Source organism: Variibacter gotjawalensis (genome assembly GCF_002355335.1).
GTDB lineage: Bacteria > Pseudomonadota > Alphaproteobacteria > Rhizobiales > Xanthobacteraceae > Variibacter > Variibacter gotjawalensis.
This window is the reverse complement of sequence record NZ_AP014946.1, coordinates 4,488,275-4,504,361: the sequence shown is the minus strand read 5'-3', so window position 1 is coordinate 4,504,361 and position 16,087 is coordinate 4,488,275. Positions and strand designations below refer to the sequence as shown.

The following is a 16,087-nucleotide window of genomic DNA, read 5'->3' as shown; positions in this document are numbered from 1 at the left end:
ACCGCATTTTGCGTGACCGAAGCTCAACTACCGTTTTCGGGCGCCTCGGAAGCAACGGAACGACTCGCGCCGACACGGTTTGTCGTCTGTGAAAAAGCTCCTTGCGTCGCGGTATGACCCGAGCAGTGGCAAAAGCTGGAATCATCAATGAGCAAGTCCACCCGACGCGACGTTCTGAAGGTCGTTTCTCTTGGAGGCGTTGCAAGTGCATTGGCCTCGACAACGCAATCTGCTGGAGCGCAATCAATGGATAATCCGCAAACCAAATACACGAACGAGCCGTTTAAAGAGCAGCGCCAAGAGTGGCCGGCTCTTCAACGCAACATGGATCCCATCCCTGATTGCGGAGAGAAGAGTTACAAAGGGTCAGGCCGGTTGGCTGGACGTAAGGCACTTGTCACGGGCGGCGATTCCGGAATAGGGCGTGCGGCAGTCATCGCGTTCGCGCGAGAAGGCGCAGACGTCGCCATTAATTATTACCCGAATGAAGAACCAGATGCTCAAGACGTCGCGAGGTTGGTTCGTGACGAGGGCCGGAAAGCTGTTCTCATTCCTGGCGACCTGACGCAACAGCAATTTTGCATTGATCTAGTTGAAGAAGCCGAACGTCAATTGGGAGGTATCGACATTCTGGTGAACAACGCTGCCTATCAGCAGTCGAAAGAGTCGATCGACGACATCAGCTTCGAGCAATTCGACCGCACCATGAAGACAAACCTGTACGCCATGTTCTGGATCACCAAGACCGCGGTCCCACTGATGAAGCCAGGCGCGGCGATTATCAATACCGCCTCGGTCAACTCGTTCAACCCCGGCGAAGAACTGCTTGATTACGCCACCACGAAAGGCGGCATTTCAATTTTCACTAAAGGGCTTGCGAAGCAATTGGCGAATAAGGGCATACGCGTTAATGCGGTTGCTCCTGGACCTGTGTGGACGCCACTCCAGGTAGCAGGCGGACAGTTGCCGGGCACGATGGGTGAGTTTGGCCAGGACACGCCGCTTGGCCGAGCAGGGCAACCCGCCGAGCTTGCTGCGCTCTACGTCCTGCTAGCCTCCGGCGAAATCACCTACACAGATGGAAGCGTGTTCGGAGCCAATGGCGGCACAGGTGTGATTTGATGCTTTGTGCCGATCTCACTGCGGCGCCTCCCGATAGTTCAAACATAAATCAACCCATTCGGCTTCGTAGGAACAACCTTACTGCTATCTGTCTTGTCCCTCCACTTAAAACATCAAAAGGAAATCAGCGCATGCCAACGACAAAACTATTTGCTCTCGTGCTCGCCGCTACTGTGATGGGCTCGGGCGCGGTTTTAGCCCAAGCCGGCGGAGCGTCGTCAGGGGGCTCGGGTTCCTCGACGGCCCAGCCCAGCGCAACTCCACCATCTGGCACATCCGGAACGACGGGTAAGCCGATGAAGGCCGGATCCGGCAAAACCACAAAGAAGAAATCGAAAAAGAAAACCATGTAACACCGCTAGCATGTCTGCATGGCGGCAAACTGCTCAGGATCTAAACATCTTGTTATTCGAGCTCTCGATTGCCTCAAGATGGAACGACTGATGCGAACGGCCGAGCTAACCTCAGCCGGCAAATCGCACAGCCCGCCTCAAGCTGCGGTCCTATGCAGCGGACTTGAGGCGGGTTTAGTTTTTTTAAAGCCTGCCAGCTGAGAACAACTGCTCAACCAGAAAGCACGAGCGACACCCGAGATTGCGACCGAAAATGCTATCAGCGTCCGATGTCTCCGCGTGAATGCGCGGCATATCGCTCTTCATGTTTAGGATCGCGGCTTACAACCGCTGGCCTTGGAATATCCGCTACCTGAGTGGGTAATTGGGGCGTCCCCACGTCATAGCCTGCAGGGACGCCACTCGAATAGATCATGTTGCCTTAGCGTTGATCTGGGACTCCGCGAGAGCTGTTAGCTTTTTGTCTGTCGCGGTTTCTTCGTCGAGGTTTTTCTGCAGTACCGAAGCACAATCTGCTCGGCCGAGAACCTTTGCCCAAGCTACAAGAGTGCCGTAGCGCGTCATTTCATAATGCTCAACGGCTTGCGCTGCAGCGATCAGAGCCGCATCCAGCACTTGCTTATCGTCAACCTCGCCAGCAACATCGTTCGCTTCTTCGATGATTCCGTCGATAGCCGGACAGGTGACGCCCTTTTTTTCTGCTCCGTGCATCTCGAAGACTTGCTCGAGACGTATGATCTGACCTTTCGTCTCTTCGAGGTGCGTTTGAAAGCCCTGCTTCAGCTTCGCGTCGGTAGCCTTTTCGATCATATCCGGTAGCGCCTTCAGGATTTGATTTTCGGCGTAGTAGATATCCTGCAATGTATGCACGAACAGATCGTCCATCGTCTTGATGTCGGATGTGAACCAACCCATCAGCTGCCTCCATATGTGTTCGCAGAATTGCGATGCGACGCGATAAGGGATGGCGTCTTGGATTGTTCCGAGCCCACTGTCGTAGATCAGATCAAGGCGCCATTGCACCTGTTATGGCCCCGACATGCTTCCGGAAGGGACGACAGTGCGTAGCTAGGCTGGTGCAATCACGGATGAACGGGAAAAGCGCACTGAACACGTCGAATACTCATCCGAGCCTGCGATCTACTCGAAATGACGTGGCCGATGAGTGACCCGGCAGCTGCCGTACACTTGCCTGTTCAGCGCGTCGCACAATCGCTGTGCGGTTGCCATGCAGCGCAGTTTCGGTGACGGCTAAATTTGGGAAGGATAATGATCAAGTCTCAGTCGAGGCGAGAAGGAGCAAACACCGCGATAAATCGTGAGTCAGTGGGCTTCGATCAAGCGCATCACAATTCTCTGAAACGGCATCGTAAGGCTGATCCTGTTTGCAATTAATGTGGTCACAAAAAAAGCATAACGGCTTCGAGTTTATACGACTCCGATCATCGCGGCATCGGCAAAAAACTCAATGCCCTTTCAACCGCCGTCGATTTTGATCGCTGTTGGTCAATTCCGATACTGGTCGTCGGTAACATGCTCGAGCCAATCGACTGTTTTGCCACCAAGCGCCTCTTGGATGGCGTAGTGAGACATGCCCGCCGTTAAAGATGCGCCGTGCCAATGCTTCAAACCCGGTGGAAAATACACCACGTCACCAACGCGAATATCCTCCTTTGATGCGCCTTCACTCTGTACCCAACCTAAACCGGACGTGACGACAATCGTTTGTCCAAGCGGATGAGTGTGCCAAGCGGTTCGTGCGCCAGGCTCAAATGTCACGTGGGCCGCTGTCGCCCGTCCCGGCTCGCGAACCGGAAAGACGGGATCAATCCGAACATTGCCGGTGAAATAGTCAGCGGAACCTCTACCGGAAGGTTCCGAACCGCTGCGGGCAATATGCATTTTCAATGACTGATTGGATGGCATGTTAACGTGACCAGTTCTGGCTATCTTGAACCGCGGATGAAGGTTTCGATCGGGGAGTATGGATCAAGGGGCGGAAGGAGCGGGGCCACATTATCAGGTGAGCAACATGGGCACTTAAATTACGTTCCATTTCAACCAATCGTTTTGCATGAGAATGTAGAGCCGACGATGCCGCGTGCACGGGCAAGAGCGGCGAACTATGTCGTTAATGAGCGAAGAATTCGAGTAGGTTTAGCAATAGGCAGCCGGATGAGCAGCAAGCACGCTCGATCTGCGGTGTTCGGGTTTGACAAAGATCGCTCAATTGATGTCGGCTTGCCTCGTTGAGGCACCACCCACACGCCAAATAACGTTGCCTACGTCGTCAGCCACCAGCAAGAAGCCGCGCTTGTCAATTGCAACACCGACGGGCCGGCCGAGCGCTTCGCCTCTATCGTTCAAAAAGTCTGTTAACACATCGACAGGCAGGCCATCGGGCTTCCCATGGCTGAACGGCACATGCACGACTTTGTAACCGCTGTGCGGCTTGCGGTTCCAAGACCCATGCAATCCGACGATTGCGCCAGAGCGAAATTGTTCGGCCAACATCTCGCCATCAGAGAACGTCAGTCCGAGCGCTGCAACGTGGTTTCCCAGCGCGTAATCTGGAGCGATTGCCTTAGCTACTAAATCCGGACGCGGCGGCTGCGGACGACTGTCGACGTGTTGGCCATAGTAGCTATAAGGCCAGCCATAAAAGCATCTCGTTTCACAGAGGTCAGATAATCGGGAACGAGATCGCTACCAATTTCGTCGCGCTCATTTGCAACAGTCCACAGTTCACCTGTCTGGGGCTGCCACGCCATGCCGACGGGATTGCGCAGTCCGCTAGCGAATATGCGCGTGGCACCGGAAGGCAAATCGATTTCCAAAATCGCTGCGCGACGCTCTTCATTGGCGATACCGTTCTCGCCGGCGTTGCTGTTGGACCCGATGGATGCGTAAAGCTTGTTGCCCTCGCGATTTGCGACCAGGCCTTTAGTCCAATGGTGGTTGATCGGACCGCCGGGTAAGTCAACGAATTTGACCGGCGCCTCTTTGATCACGGTTGCGCCTTCTTCGTAGCGGACGCGAACGATTGCATCAGTGTTGGCGATGTATAGATTGCTGCCGACAAGTGCCATGCCGAATGGCGAATTTAGCCCAGCGAGAAATACGCTGCGTATTTCAGCGAAACCATCGCCATCTTGATCGCGAAGCAAGGTGATGCGGTTAGCACTGGGCGTACCGGCACCTGCTCGCGCCATGATTTTACCCATGATCCATCCGCGGATTCCGCCGCCTTCACGTTTGGGGGCGTTAGTCTCCGCGATCAGCACGTCTCCGTTTGGCAAAACGTAGATCCATCGCGGGTGATCTAAATCTCGCGCGAACGCGACAACCTTCATACCTGCGGCGGCGGTTGGCATGCCACCATCTTGCCAGCCGCGAGCGGGTGCGATGTTGACAGTAGGTATCGTTTGTCCATTCGGCGCTGGCAAAGTCGGGTTCTCCCCGATACTCTCGTTATCCGTTAATTTGGCGGTGTCGCCGCAGGCAGACAGCGCAATCAACAGGCCCAAAATTGCGGCTCTACGAGTTGTTTGATTGCATATTGTAGCCATCGTCGCGCTCCAGCTTCGAGACCTCAATTCGGTCGGGGAGCTAAGTTGTCCTGATGGAGCATTGTTCCAAATGAGCGCGCTAGCACGCGCTTAACCTTACATTGGATGCAATTAGCGCGCGCTCAAATGCGATCTATCGGTGGCTCAACGGCAGCGACCGTGTTGCTTAGGCTTCGTGCCGCGGCGCTTTCGCGGAGCGCGGGACAGGCGGCTCAAAGACTTGGACTAGTTACCCTCTTCGGGACCAGCGGGGGCGGAACGAGCTAGCAGGACAAATCCTGTTGCTACGGGCAAGATCGCAATCGCGGCAGGGAAGCTAGCTTCCGTCCAATCGATTGAGCGTGAAATGAGCAATATCAAACCGACATAGAAAACCGCCCAACCCAGGCCAGCATAGATCAATGCCAGTGCGAGTGATTTCACCGGCACTTCAGACCGTCCAGATGGAATTGCGTCGTCCCGTGTGCAACGTCACGGTTTTGTCTTCGGGTCACCAGCAGGTTCTGAGCCGGTTGATTGTGACAAGCTTGGAGGATCGGAGGCGGGAAAGGAGTCTTCTAAAGCGTTGTCCAGTTCATCGCTCAGATCGGATTTCGATTTCTCCGAGTGCGGAGCAATGTCTGCAAGTAGGTTCTCGGCTGCTGCCCAATGATCCGACGCGCGACCGTCCGGCCGTCCTTCAAGTTCCCAGAGCTCGAATGCTTTGAAGCGAATGGCATCTTCAGAAATCTTCTGACCTGACACTGTTGCATCCTCCCTTATGCGAATTTCCTGATTCGCTGCTGCGTTTGGAACGGGTGACTGAAACGTTTGCAGTGAGTGGCTATTCATTTCGTGGTCGCAAACGAGCAAGATCGATAGCGCGCGCCAAATCTTGACGCAGCGAAAAGTCTAACCACTCGCGGCAATTTACAAATTCGCGGAACAGATGGCGCTCAAGCTGATCGAGTGTTGCGCAGTTACCGTGCCGAGCCAATTCGTGAGCGCGGAGGACAAAGTTTGCTCGACTGCTCGTAATCCGCTTCGGCTGATTGTTATCGTCCGGGGTCTCCGCCAAGCTCTCCTCCGCAGCGTGAGAACAACGAGGCGGCTGGCGATGGAAGTGTGTGGCGGTTCATAAGAATCTCCAGGGTAGGGCGGCAACAAGACATCGAAGCGCTGTGTTCCGTGAGCATCGTGCCTGGTGAAACACTCTTTCGAGAGCGCGGACGCCAGCGTACTGACGCTCGATGCATTCCGCGCGCAATCTCGGCAGCGCAGCGCCATATCGCCTCAGTCGTTCATCGAATGAGCGACTTCGACCTGCACGCTCACAAGCGTTGTGCCGCTACGACAACTTCTTCATCGGGTCGACGCGTGAGAATATCGCCCGGGCGCGAGATGCGCGTGTCTGCGAGCCGATGTGATCAGTGCGATAGACATCCATCGGGCGGTTCTAGACAGCGGTAGCTCAACTAGTCTTGCAGTCGCCCTTGCCGATCGCGGCACTCAGCGAACAATAGACGGCAAGTTTAGCCGCAAGAATATCTATTATCACTTCAATGCAACGAACGATGATGCTGGCCATTGAGTCTGCATGGGGACGCTTTGACACATGAGATACACAATGAATTTAGCGAAAACAGTCTTTGTTGCAGCCGTTATCACAAGTCTCCCAGTGTTCGCACTCGCTCAGAGTGGCAGTGGATCCGGCTCGAGTGGCTCGTCGACAGGGCAATCGTCGCCGACGACCACCCAGCCTGCACAGCAACCGAACGCGGCGCCTGCCACAACTCAAGAGCCGATGCAGCGTGGCGGGAATGCCGGCACCAACTCCGGTAGCAGTTCGCCTAGTGGTCGCGTGAACAACACCCCGCCCGATCCTGCAGGTGGTGATGGCAAACGCGGTACGTCGCCGGGCAGCGCCCCGGGCGGCGGAGAATAGCTAGCTCCAAACGTTTGCAAATAGAAATGCACGTCGGCTTCAAATTTGTCGACGTGCTCTCTTTTGGTCGGAAATGATTGTCCGCAAGAACGTTGCATGCGTCTTCCACGCGCAGTCGCAGCGATCGTTCTGTTCGCGGCATTTGTCGGTTCTAAGACTGTAACTTTCGGTCATCGCACGGATAACCAAGATGAAGAAACAATATCAACTGACAGCGGCGGAGGCCCACACGATGGGTCTTGCAGCTTTTGACCTTGGCCTCAGTGTGACAATTCGATCGCGTGCCGCTGGCGCGATTCCGCCGTTTGAGGCGACCGTGCGGGGTCCAACAAATTTCCCAGACCTTCTTGCCACTCATATTTATCTTTTCGGTCATAAATAACGCGCGCCTCGCAACCGAGTTTCGGAGAAAACGAAATGATCGACGAGCCAACGACCACGCATCAACCCGATAGCGCTAGCATAAACATCGAAGATACGGCCGACCTCGCATATTGGACCGAAGCACTATGTATCTCGGATCAACTATTGCGAAACGCGATCAATTTAGTTGGTCCAAATACAAATGACGTCAAACGATATTTGCGGGACATTCATCAGTGAAAGCGTCTCTCCGTCGCGAGGGGCACAGATGTCTGACACAGGAGATATTTCATGAAAAAAGAAGCTGACGGGCAAGTGACAGAGACCGCGATCGAAGCCAGAGCAGGGTTCCTAGATCGTCCGGTTTTGGTAGTCCTGGTGTTGAGCACGGTCTTAGCCGCCGCTGTATTGTTCGGCTTATGGGCGTGGGTGAGCTAGTCCTCGCAACGCTAGCAATTTGACGCGTAAAATCCCATGAGGATCGAGATCGACCGAGCAACATCGCCGGGGGCCTGTTTTCAAAGAGGCTCAACGTAGTCTTTGATTAAAGGACGAGATCTGAAGTGCCCTCGCGCGTAGGCGTCGAGCAAGATTTAGCGCCGCTGACTGTCCTTGGTCGGACATTCTCGCTGCGAGCCATTCAAGACGGTCGGCTTCGGCGATGAGCCAATCGGACCGGATAGTGAACGGCTCTACCTGTTCTTGGTCTAAACCCATTCCCTACTACCTGTTGAGCTTTCCCTCGAACAATTTCAGAAATCCTGCTCGGCGATCAGAAGTTCTGTTTCACTTTCAAGACTCACTTATCGAGCAGCAAAAGCGCCGACCGTCACTAACCTAAGTTGATGCAACCGTGTTTCCTTCGCAGTTCGCTCCTGTCATCGAGCGTCTTATCGCGAATTTGCGCATGCTTAGACCATCGACAGGTTCAGCAGGCAAAGCAAACGGCAGCATCCCCTTAGCTTTGATGCGCAGCGCTATGGTGCTCACGCGCCGCTAAAAGTTCGCCAACGCGCGAAATTCGAGAAAGCTTTTTGCGCTAGGAAACTACCTGTTCGCGCAATGCGTAGCTCTTCAAGTAAGACCACCGTGGCTTCACGAAGTATCGTACAGATCGCGGCAGCGCTCACAACGAGCTCAGTCAACTTAAAATCGGATTTGCTTAGCCCCAGACGGTGAATGCCGTTTCGTCGTCGTCAATAACACACCAACAGGAACGTCATGCTTAGATCCAAGATAGTGGCTGTAGCCGTTGCGAGTCTACTTATTGCATTGCCATTACATGCTGCCGAAATATCCGAGGGACAGATAGCGCAAGCCAAAGCCGTTCTCGAGTTGAGGCCCGACCAGGAGCGCCTTTGGCCTCGTGTTGCGAGCGCAATTAGAAACTTTTCGCGGGAGACGAATCAAGCGCCAGGCGGCTCTACCTATCAAACGAGAACGCGGCTTGAGGCATCGGCAGCCAAGCGCGTGCTTTCCGCCGCACAGCCACTTTTGAAGACTATGACGTTAACTCAAAGACAAAGCGCGTCTGCATTGGTGCGTCGTCTCGGGTTCACAGATCGTGGCGAGAGGCTCTAAAGGTTGGCGCGAGTTAACTGCGCCTGGTCTGTTCGAGAAATTCGAAATTCTGGTTCTTCGGGCTCACCAGCAGGTCTGTCTGAGACCCTCATCGTGCGCTCGGTCTTTCACGCATCATGCGCACGCCGAAAGCGAGCCTAGCCACAAGCAGGCAAGCACGCTAACCGGAGCGCGCCATACGAGGTGAAAAAGCCTCGCGGCGCGACTCCGGCTCTGACCTGAGTGCCTTCAATTGCATTCTAGTTAAGGTGGCTCAAAACCCAGCCACGTACAGAGCGATTAGTATCGGAAGAAATACGATAGGCGTGAGCCAGACGAAGATGAAATTCGAGGTAACATTACGCTTCGTGTGATTTCGCATGTTGTAGTCAGTGGCCGGCTAACAATGGATAGATCACCGCAAACGCTGCGATCACGAAGCCAAATGCTATCAGTAAGTAGGCGCGAGTATGATCAGCAGGCGCGACGATCGCTACTTCAAGAGCATGAGTTTTCGGCAATAACGTAGGCATGTAGCTAACCTTTTCGCCGGGAAGGCGGGAGCGCTACGGGTCTCTCAGTCGCGGCCGCCCCGGTCTCGGTAGGACGCGATGAGAGATACATATGCATCGGTCGGTTCGGCGATAAGAAGGACGCGAAAATTTAAAGACCTTGGCAATCAGCGACTTTCGGGCAGTCGGCAAGCAGGCATTAGGCGAGCGATCGGCGCGATGGAGCTGAGTTATTAGCCTGTCGTTCTTGCTCGCCACGAAGTAAGTACGATCTATACGCCGCGTTCGCGATCGTTTCCTCAAACGTGCCGAAGCGGTGCCTATATAGCTAGCTCCTCAGCCGGCAACTATCGCGAGGGCCGACGGTCAGGCAACTAGCGTTCACAAGGAGGCGCTGCCTGCGGCAACTGATCCAAAATTTTTGCAGAACTTTGCTGGACTTCCGTTCGTAAGAGAGCGTCAATGCGGCAGGTTTGCTGCGATTAGAGGTGCAGCGCTACTGCCGGCCTGAGCCCTAAAGCCACGGCCGACTTCTGGTCGTGCGGGCAGTAAAGCCCGCATAACAGGAGTCGCCATGACAGACCGTCGTCGCCGAAGGCTGCGAAATGTAAGGCTTAAGTCGAAAACAGCTATCAAGACAGATGCTTCCTCAGATCGGATTCAAAGTAGATCAAAGCAGCAAATCGTTATCGCGCTGCTGAAACGGCCGAGCGGAGCAACCATCCATGCAATCGCTCGTGCGGTCCGCTGGCAGCCGCACACAATCCGCGCGTTCTTCACGAAAACCATTCGCAGGAAACTTAGACTGGATCTAGCGTTCGAGCTCCGACGTCAGAAGCGTTATTACCGCATCGGGACTTCCCGGTGACTGAAGCAAAAAATTCGAACGGACGATCTGGTGCGATCGCCAGTAAGATCATCGCGCTTCAAAAATTCAGTCGCGATGAATTGAAAGCAGAATGGCGCAAGACGCAAAAATGCGAACCACCCGATCATCTGACAAAATGGTTGCTGTTTCGGATTCTGGCGTATCGTCTTCAAGAGCTGGCTTACGGCGGTCTTGATCGCGAAACCGAACAGTATCTTAGTCGCGTCGCCGACGGGTTGGAAGCGCGACGCTCGGGCCAACCAGGCAAAATGCCGGATGCGCCACGCCGGCTGAAGACTGGCACGATACTCGTCCGCGAATACGAGCGTGTTATGCACCGCGTTGCCGTCACTGATACGGGTTATTGTTGGGGCGAGCAGACTTTCCGGAGTCTTTCTCAAGTCGCTTTCGCCATCACGGGAACACGGTGGAACGGGCCGCGTTTCTTTGGTCTTCGCGAAAAAATAGCGCCTCGTGCTAAGGCGCAGGTTGGCAAGCGTGTCTAAGTCCACGCCCAAGATCTTGCGTTGTGCGATCTACACACGCGTCTCGACCGAATACGGGCTAGAGCAAGAATTCAATTCCCTTGATGCACAACGCGAAGCTTCGGAAGCTTACATCAAGAGCCAAGCTCACGAGGGCTGGCGACTTGCATCCGGCAACTACGATGACGGCGGTTTTTCGGGCGGGTCAATCAACCGCCCCGGACTTCAGAAGCTGCTTTCCGCTATTCGTGAGAAGCGCATCGACAATGTCATTGTCTATAAAGTCGATCGCTTAACACGGTCACTTTCTGACTTTGCCAACCTGGTCGAACTCTTTGATAGCCATGGCGTGTCTTTCGTGTCTGTCACGCAGGCGTTCAACACAACGACAAGCATGGGACGTTTGACGCTAAACGTCCTTTTGTCTTTCGCTCAATTCGAGCGAGAGGTTACGGGCGAGCGAATTCGCGACAAAATCGCGGCTTCAAAACGAAAAGGCATTTGGATGGGCGGTACGGTGCCGCTCGGTTATGCGGTTGTCGATCGCAAGCTCATTCCCGATCGACCTGAAGCAGACTGCGTTCGCAGCATTTTTGTACGCTATCTCGAGTTGAAATCCTTGGACCGCGTCCTCGTTGATTTGCATTCAAGTGGGGTAACGACGAAGAAAACTCTGCTCAGGAACGGAAAGGTGAGAGGAGGCGTCGCTTTCACCAAGCACTCGCTCGCGCATCTTCTCCGAAATCGGATCTACCTGGGCGAGTTAGGACATCGAGGAAACTATGTCGATGGCGAGCACAAAGCGATCGTGGATGTCAAAACTTTCGCAGTGGTCGGATCGCTCCTAAACGAACAAGCGCACGCTCGGAAAAGTCGCGGTCTCGGATCGGAGTTCTCGCTTACTGGGAAGATCTTTGACGACCGCGGTCATCGTATGAGTCCGTCTACGACTCGGAAACGCAACGTCTACTATCGCTACTACATCTCCGCAGCATGCACGCAAGGGCGCAAAAACGAAGCTGGGACTGTGATGCGCATATCTGCGCCAGAGGTTGAGCGCCGAGTTGCTGAAGCTTTGCAATCGGAAAACCAACAACGCGATGAGCCATTACATATCGCAAAAATTGTTGTGCGCTCGAAAAGCATCGACTGCTTCTTGATGGATCAAAGCTTCGAATCCGTTATTCAAATTCCTTGGACGCCGATCCCCAAATGCGCGGCAAAAGGAATAGCCCATGGACTCAACCAGCCACCAATATCAGAGTCAAGCAGTCGCGCTATCAAAGCGATTGCGTTGGCGAGGCGGTCGCTCGATCGCTTTTTACGAGGAGAGATTCGGTCGCTCGACGAGCTAGCGGAACGCCTCAAGGTGACGCCTAGGTCAGCACGCATGCATTTGACGCTAGCGTTTCTTTCTCCAGAGGTCATTCGGAGCATAGTTAATGGGACGCATTCCATCGTTCATACATCAGAGCTCGCTCGAAAGTCGGTGGTTTGGTGACGAGTGCAGTGTCTGGAATGGGACCGTAAGAGGCCTTTCGAATTTCGGCTTAAGCTTTGCAGCAAGCTGCTGTTCGGCGACCGAGACACCGCAGACGTGGCACGCTTGGTTCAAGGACGAACTGATGCGAGTTCTCTTTGGCCTTGATTGGCGGATGAGGAGAGCGCGCCCCCTAAAGTTGGGAGGACACGAACGGGCCATCTGCTAAGGGTCGCTGTCAATCAAAAGCTGCCCTCCATCCGAAGCGCGTTATTCGATCGATTGCGCGTTGCTCTAGTAGAGTTGCGCTGCAAGCAGTGGCCGCCGCGGGAAAGCAGGGCTCTCAGTCGACGATACGATACAGCCTTTTGGCATTATCAAATAAGATCATAGAGCGTGTCGGCGTATCCAAGCATTCCAACGCGGCCTCGATCGCACTAACAATCGCTCCATAGCTCGTCCAGAGTTTTTCAATGGGAAAATTTGAGCCCCAGACACAACGTTCAGCCCCAAAAATATCGATCGTTTCTTGAACGACATCGGCGATGTGATCCGCATCGTTCTTTCTAATGAACGTTCCAAGGCCCGACAGTTTGACATACACGTTCGTGTTTTGCGCAAGGCGAAGCATTCCCTCGCGCCAAGTTTGGCGTCCTTCTGTCGAAAGATCTTCGAGCATTCCTGCATGCGCTAGGACGAAACGAATACCGGGGAACTGAGCCGCGAGCGCTGCACCGTTTCTCATCTGTGAGCTGAATATCTGCAACTCGAATAACCAGTCATGATCTTGCAGCCGTGCAAGGTTTTGCGTAAAGCGAACTGAGTTCATCGCATCCGGAGTTGCAGCGAAGCGATACATTGGGTTCTCGTGCCAATGAAGCTGCTGCCGCACTCCGCGCATGAGGGGCGATTGCGCCTGCCCCCTCATCACTTCCGGTGCATCGTCGCGTTGCAGATCAATGAAGCTGACGATGGCGTGAGGCCATCCTGCTCGGTCCGCTTCTGATTGCACCCAGCGGACTTCATCGACAGCTTGCTCTGGTGCCCAATTCGTCTGCACGTAGACCGACGCCGAAACGCCAGTTCCATCAATATCTGATAGATACTCTTCGATCGGATAATCTCTTTTGATAGCCTCATAGGCTCCGAAAATTCGGGGCACGGTAGGCCCTTGCAACCAGGGCTGATCCTTCTGTCGCCAGATATGATGATGAGCGTCAACTATTGGCTGTTTCATTGGGATGGCACCGTTAGATAGCGTCTACTCTCACGCGTTGGATTTCAAAGCCCGGCGCATATCCATGACGTACGTGTATCGGCCTTCCGGATGCGTAGTCACGGTGACAGCGAAGAGCTCGTCGTTCTGTCCGAAGTAGCGCCGTATCATCGTAAGCGATGGCGAATCTGGTTCGGCGCCGAGATAGGGTGCTATATCGGCGGGCATGCCGCGCGCTAAGACCTCCAGCTGAGCATGTTCAATTACTTGACCAAAGGTTCGGGCAATCTGTTCGTGTACCGGCGTGCGGCCATGGTCGCGGCGTTCAACAACTCTGGAGAACTTCGGTAAAACGTAGAACTGAGCCCATCCAAGCGGAGCCGCAAACGCATCGGCACGTCGGACCGCTTCGATCAGAAACCATCGCTTCTTCGGCTCGCATTTTAGCAAGGCTGCGACGTGAAAGTCGGCCGTGATCTCTTTAGTTGAAACGACTTCACGGTAGGTTTCGTTCGAATAACGAAGCCACTCCGACGCCGAATCAATACTGTGTGTGAAAAGCGTCGGTGGCTCCGCCGATATGACGATGGATCCGATACCGGGTCGGCGTACGATAAGCCCTTGCTCAGAGATAATTCGCAGCGCTTCCCGAATAGTCTGCCGGCTCGCTCCGAAGCGCTCCATCAACTGCGCCTCGATTGGCAGGAGCGATCCGATCGAAAATTGGCCCGAGCGGATCTCTCGCTGCAGTTCGCCAGCGATTTCGCGATAGCGTGGCAACTTGCGTGGTGCTGGTCCCCTCATTTGATCTCGACAGCCGTGCCGTTCCGCATCGAAGCAAGTATTCCTTCAAAAGCCGCCAGAGTGTTCGTCACTTCGTCCTCGTTTACCGGATAGGATGCACGTGCAGTGCACTGCGCCGCAAAGGCATCAATCTCGGCACGCAAAGTATTCGTCGTCGGAAATTCACGGTGTATTGGCGCTTGACCCGATTTGCGCAGGATCATGCTTGTCTCGCCAAGCACTTCGGCCGATGCGTCGGTGCCAAAGACGTGGACGCGCCAGTAATATGGAGTCATGCGGATGGTGGACAAAGTGCCGCTCATTCCGCTCGCGAATTTCAAAATGGCGGTTGCCGTGTCCAGCTGAGGCGCCTCTTGTCGTTGCGTGGCTAAGAGAGCTTGAACCGAGCTCACTCGTCCGAGCATTGCGACCATACTGTCCAATATATGGAGGCCTGATCCTGTTAATCCGCCTCCTGGAGATTCTGTAGCGGACAGCCGCCAGCCAGCCAGCACAGCCTTCGAGTTTTCATTGCTATTGTGACCTTCGACATGGAGAAGCGTGCCCAGCTCGCCGCTAAGAACTGTATCGCGCAGCGCAATCATCGACGGCCAGAACCTGCGATTGTGGCCAACGGCGAGTTTGACGTTCGCCGCACGGCACGCGGCGAACATCGCGCGAGCGTCCTCTACCTTGAGTGCCAGCGGCTTCTCGCAAAACACATGCTTTCCCGCGGCAGCACACGCCAAAACCTGCTCACGATGAAGGGAGTGTGGCGTGACGATGAAAACAGCGTCGATCGTCTTGTCGCTGAGGATATCCTGCAGCTGATCAGTCAAACCGATGTTGTGCTCCGCACAAAACGCTCGGGCACCATTCAGATCAGGTTCTACGGCGGCGACGAAACGCAATTCATTGCAGCCTTGCGAAGCCGCGACGATCGCGCGGCCCCATCGGCCGAGCCCGGCGATTGCGGCGCGCATCATGTCGTCGCCTTTGAACGCGTCGATAGAGTTGCGATAACGGCGCAGCTGTCGACGTCGGCCCCTTGTGCTGCAATCGTGTCGCTTAGGATCGCCCGCTGCGCGCTGGTCATACGTAGCTTCAGTCCGTTCGCTTCTGCAGCCGAGAGAATGAGGTCGGCGTCTTTGAGGGTCTGTCCAATGCGCGACTGTGGCGAGAAATCGCGCTGAAGCATTTTTTCTCCCTTTGTTTCCATTACGCGTGAGTACGCTGCCGATATTTTGGCAGCATGCAGGAACGATATGCCGCTGATGCCAACGGCTTCTGCAAAGGCAATTCCCTCCGCGAGCGCGGCGCGGTTGCTCTGCAGAACGAGATTGATTGCAAGTTTCATCAGACAAGCAGATCCAACGTCGCCCACAATGACAACATTTGAACATACCGGGGATAGAACGGAGCGAGCAATCTCGTGCGAAACGGTATCCGCACCGACAAAAACGCTTGATGTTCCGCTGCGGACCTCAGCGCTCGTACCTGAGATCGGTGCTTCGACAAAACGCATCTTTGCGGCGTCCGCGAGATCATTCAGCCGCATGATCGTGTCGCGGTCGCACGTCGTGACACATATGATCGTACGGTTTGATTTGCTGGCGGCGAGGTCAGCAACGACGCGCTCGGCCTGCGCGCCGTCATACACCGCAATGAAAATGACTTTGCATTCTAGCAAAGCCGCCCAGGGCACAGATGATCCGCCCGAGGTAGCGAAGTTCGCCATTCTTTCTGGGTCGATGTCGAAGCCGCATACCGGAATGCTCGCTAAAGCGAGCCGATCTGCGATCGCGGAACCGATCAAGCCGAGGCCGACGATGCCGATAGCAGTTTCTGGCAT

The 16,087-nt window shown here is 54.7% G+C and carries 14 protein-coding genes and 1 pseudogene; 7 read left to right on the top strand and 8 right to left on the bottom strand.

Going from position 1 to position 16,087, the window contains the following annotated elements; all coding sequences use genetic code 11:
• The first annotated feature begins 147 nt into the window (after nucleotides 1-147).
• Entirely contained in the window at nucleotides 148-1,122 is a 975-nt protein-coding gene (locus tag GJW30_RS22050; protein WP_096358498.1) for an SDR family oxidoreductase, read from the top strand.
• Nucleotides 1,123-1,886: 764 nt separating this feature from the next.
• Here the strand turns inward: GJW30_RS22050 and GJW30_RS22040 are convergent.
• The 4 genes and pseudogenes from GJW30_RS22040 to GJW30_RS22025 form a co-directional block, all read right to left on the bottom strand.
• The gene (locus tag GJW30_RS22040) at nucleotides 1,887-2,390 is read right to left on the bottom strand and encodes a YciE/YciF ferroxidase family protein (protein ID WP_096358496.1); all 504 of its coding nucleotides are present in this window, start codon (nucleotides 2,388-2,390) and stop codon (nucleotides 1,887-1,889) included.
• A 591-nt stretch (nucleotides 2,391-2,981) separates the two neighbouring features.
• Nucleotides 2,982-3,377 carry a (R)-mandelonitrile lyase gene (locus GJW30_RS22035; protein WP_096358495.1) on the bottom strand — a complete coding sequence of 132 codons (396 nt, stop codon included), beginning with the start codon at nucleotides 3,375-3,377 and terminating at the stop codon, nucleotides 2,982-2,984.
• A 324-nt stretch (nucleotides 3,378-3,701) separates the two neighbouring features.
• Nucleotides 3,702-5,044: pseudogene (locus GJW30_RS22030) on the bottom strand (PQQ-dependent sugar dehydrogenase).
• Nucleotides 5,045-5,515: 471 nt separating this feature from the next.
• A complete protein-coding gene (locus GJW30_RS22025; protein WP_245408596.1) occupies nucleotides 5,516-5,788 on the bottom strand; it encodes a DUF2934 domain-containing protein in 273 nt (90 codons plus the stop codon).
• A 1,370-nt stretch (nucleotides 5,789-7,158) separates the two neighbouring features.
• Here GJW30_RS22025 and GJW30_RS22795 point away from each other — a divergent pair.
• The 6 genes from GJW30_RS22795 (at nucleotide 7,159) to GJW30_RS22005 (ending at nucleotide 12,257) form a co-directional block, all read left to right on the top strand.
• Nucleotides 7,159-7,350 carry a hypothetical protein gene (locus tag GJW30_RS22795; protein ID WP_130364633.1) on the top strand — a complete coding sequence of 64 codons (192 nt, stop codon included), beginning with the start codon at nucleotides 7,159-7,161 and terminating at the stop codon, nucleotides 7,348-7,350.
• 35 nt (nucleotides 7,351-7,385) lie between these two features.
• Nucleotides 7,386-7,571 carry a DUF3606 domain-containing protein gene (locus tag GJW30_RS23260; protein ID WP_096358493.1) on the top strand — a complete coding sequence of 62 codons (186 nt, stop codon included), beginning with the start codon at nucleotides 7,386-7,388 and terminating at the stop codon, nucleotides 7,569-7,571.
• Nucleotides 7,572-7,622: 51 nt separating this feature from the next.
• Entirely contained in the window at nucleotides 7,623-7,769 is a 147-nt protein-coding gene (locus GJW30_RS22790) for a hypothetical protein (protein ID WP_157746822.1), read from the top strand.
• Between the two features lie 2,208 nt (nucleotides 7,770-9,977).
• On the top strand, nucleotides 9,978-10,271 hold the full coding sequence (locus GJW30_RS23255) for a DUF3489 domain-containing protein (RefSeq protein WP_096358492.1): 294 nt from the start codon (nucleotides 9,978-9,980) through the stop codon (nucleotides 10,269-10,271).
• Nucleotides 10,268-10,777 (top strand): DUF2924 domain-containing protein, encoded by a 510-nt coding sequence (locus GJW30_RS22010; RefSeq protein WP_096358491.1) that lies wholly within the window; start codon nucleotides 10,268-10,270, stop codon nucleotides 10,775-10,777. The genes GJW30_RS23255 and GJW30_RS22010 overlap by 4 nt, the downstream gene beginning before the upstream one ends.
• Nucleotides 10,770-12,257, top strand: a complete 1,488-nt coding sequence (locus GJW30_RS22005) for a recombinase family protein (RefSeq protein WP_096359004.1) — start codon at nucleotides 10,770-10,772, stop codon at nucleotides 12,255-12,257. Before GJW30_RS22010 ends, GJW30_RS22005 begins: the two co-directional genes overlap by 8 nt.
• 322 nt (nucleotides 12,258-12,579) lie before the next feature.
• Here GJW30_RS22005 and GJW30_RS22000 read toward each other — a convergent pair whose 3' ends face one another.
• The 4 genes from GJW30_RS22000 to GJW30_RS21985 are packed head-to-tail and all read right to left on the bottom strand — an operon-like array spanning nucleotide 12,580 to nucleotide 16,087.
• Entirely contained in the window at nucleotides 12,580-13,473 is an 894-nt protein-coding gene (locus tag GJW30_RS22000; protein ID WP_096358490.1) for an amidohydrolase family protein, read from the bottom strand.
• Nucleotides 13,474-13,503: 30 nt separating this feature from the next.
• A complete protein-coding gene (locus GJW30_RS21995) occupies nucleotides 13,504-14,256 on the bottom strand; it encodes a GntR family transcriptional regulator (protein ID WP_096358489.1) in 753 nt (250 codons plus the stop codon).
• Entirely contained in the window at nucleotides 14,253-15,221 is a 969-nt protein-coding gene (locus GJW30_RS21990; RefSeq protein WP_096358488.1) for a Gfo/Idh/MocA family protein, read from the bottom strand. The genes GJW30_RS21995 and GJW30_RS21990 overlap by 4 nt, the downstream gene beginning before the upstream one ends.
• Complete coding sequence (locus GJW30_RS21985; RefSeq protein WP_165391595.1) at nucleotides 15,218-16,087, bottom strand: NAD(P)-dependent oxidoreductase; 870 nt, start codon at nucleotides 16,085-16,087, stop codon at nucleotides 15,218-15,220. Before GJW30_RS21985 ends, GJW30_RS21990 begins: the two co-directional genes overlap by 4 nt.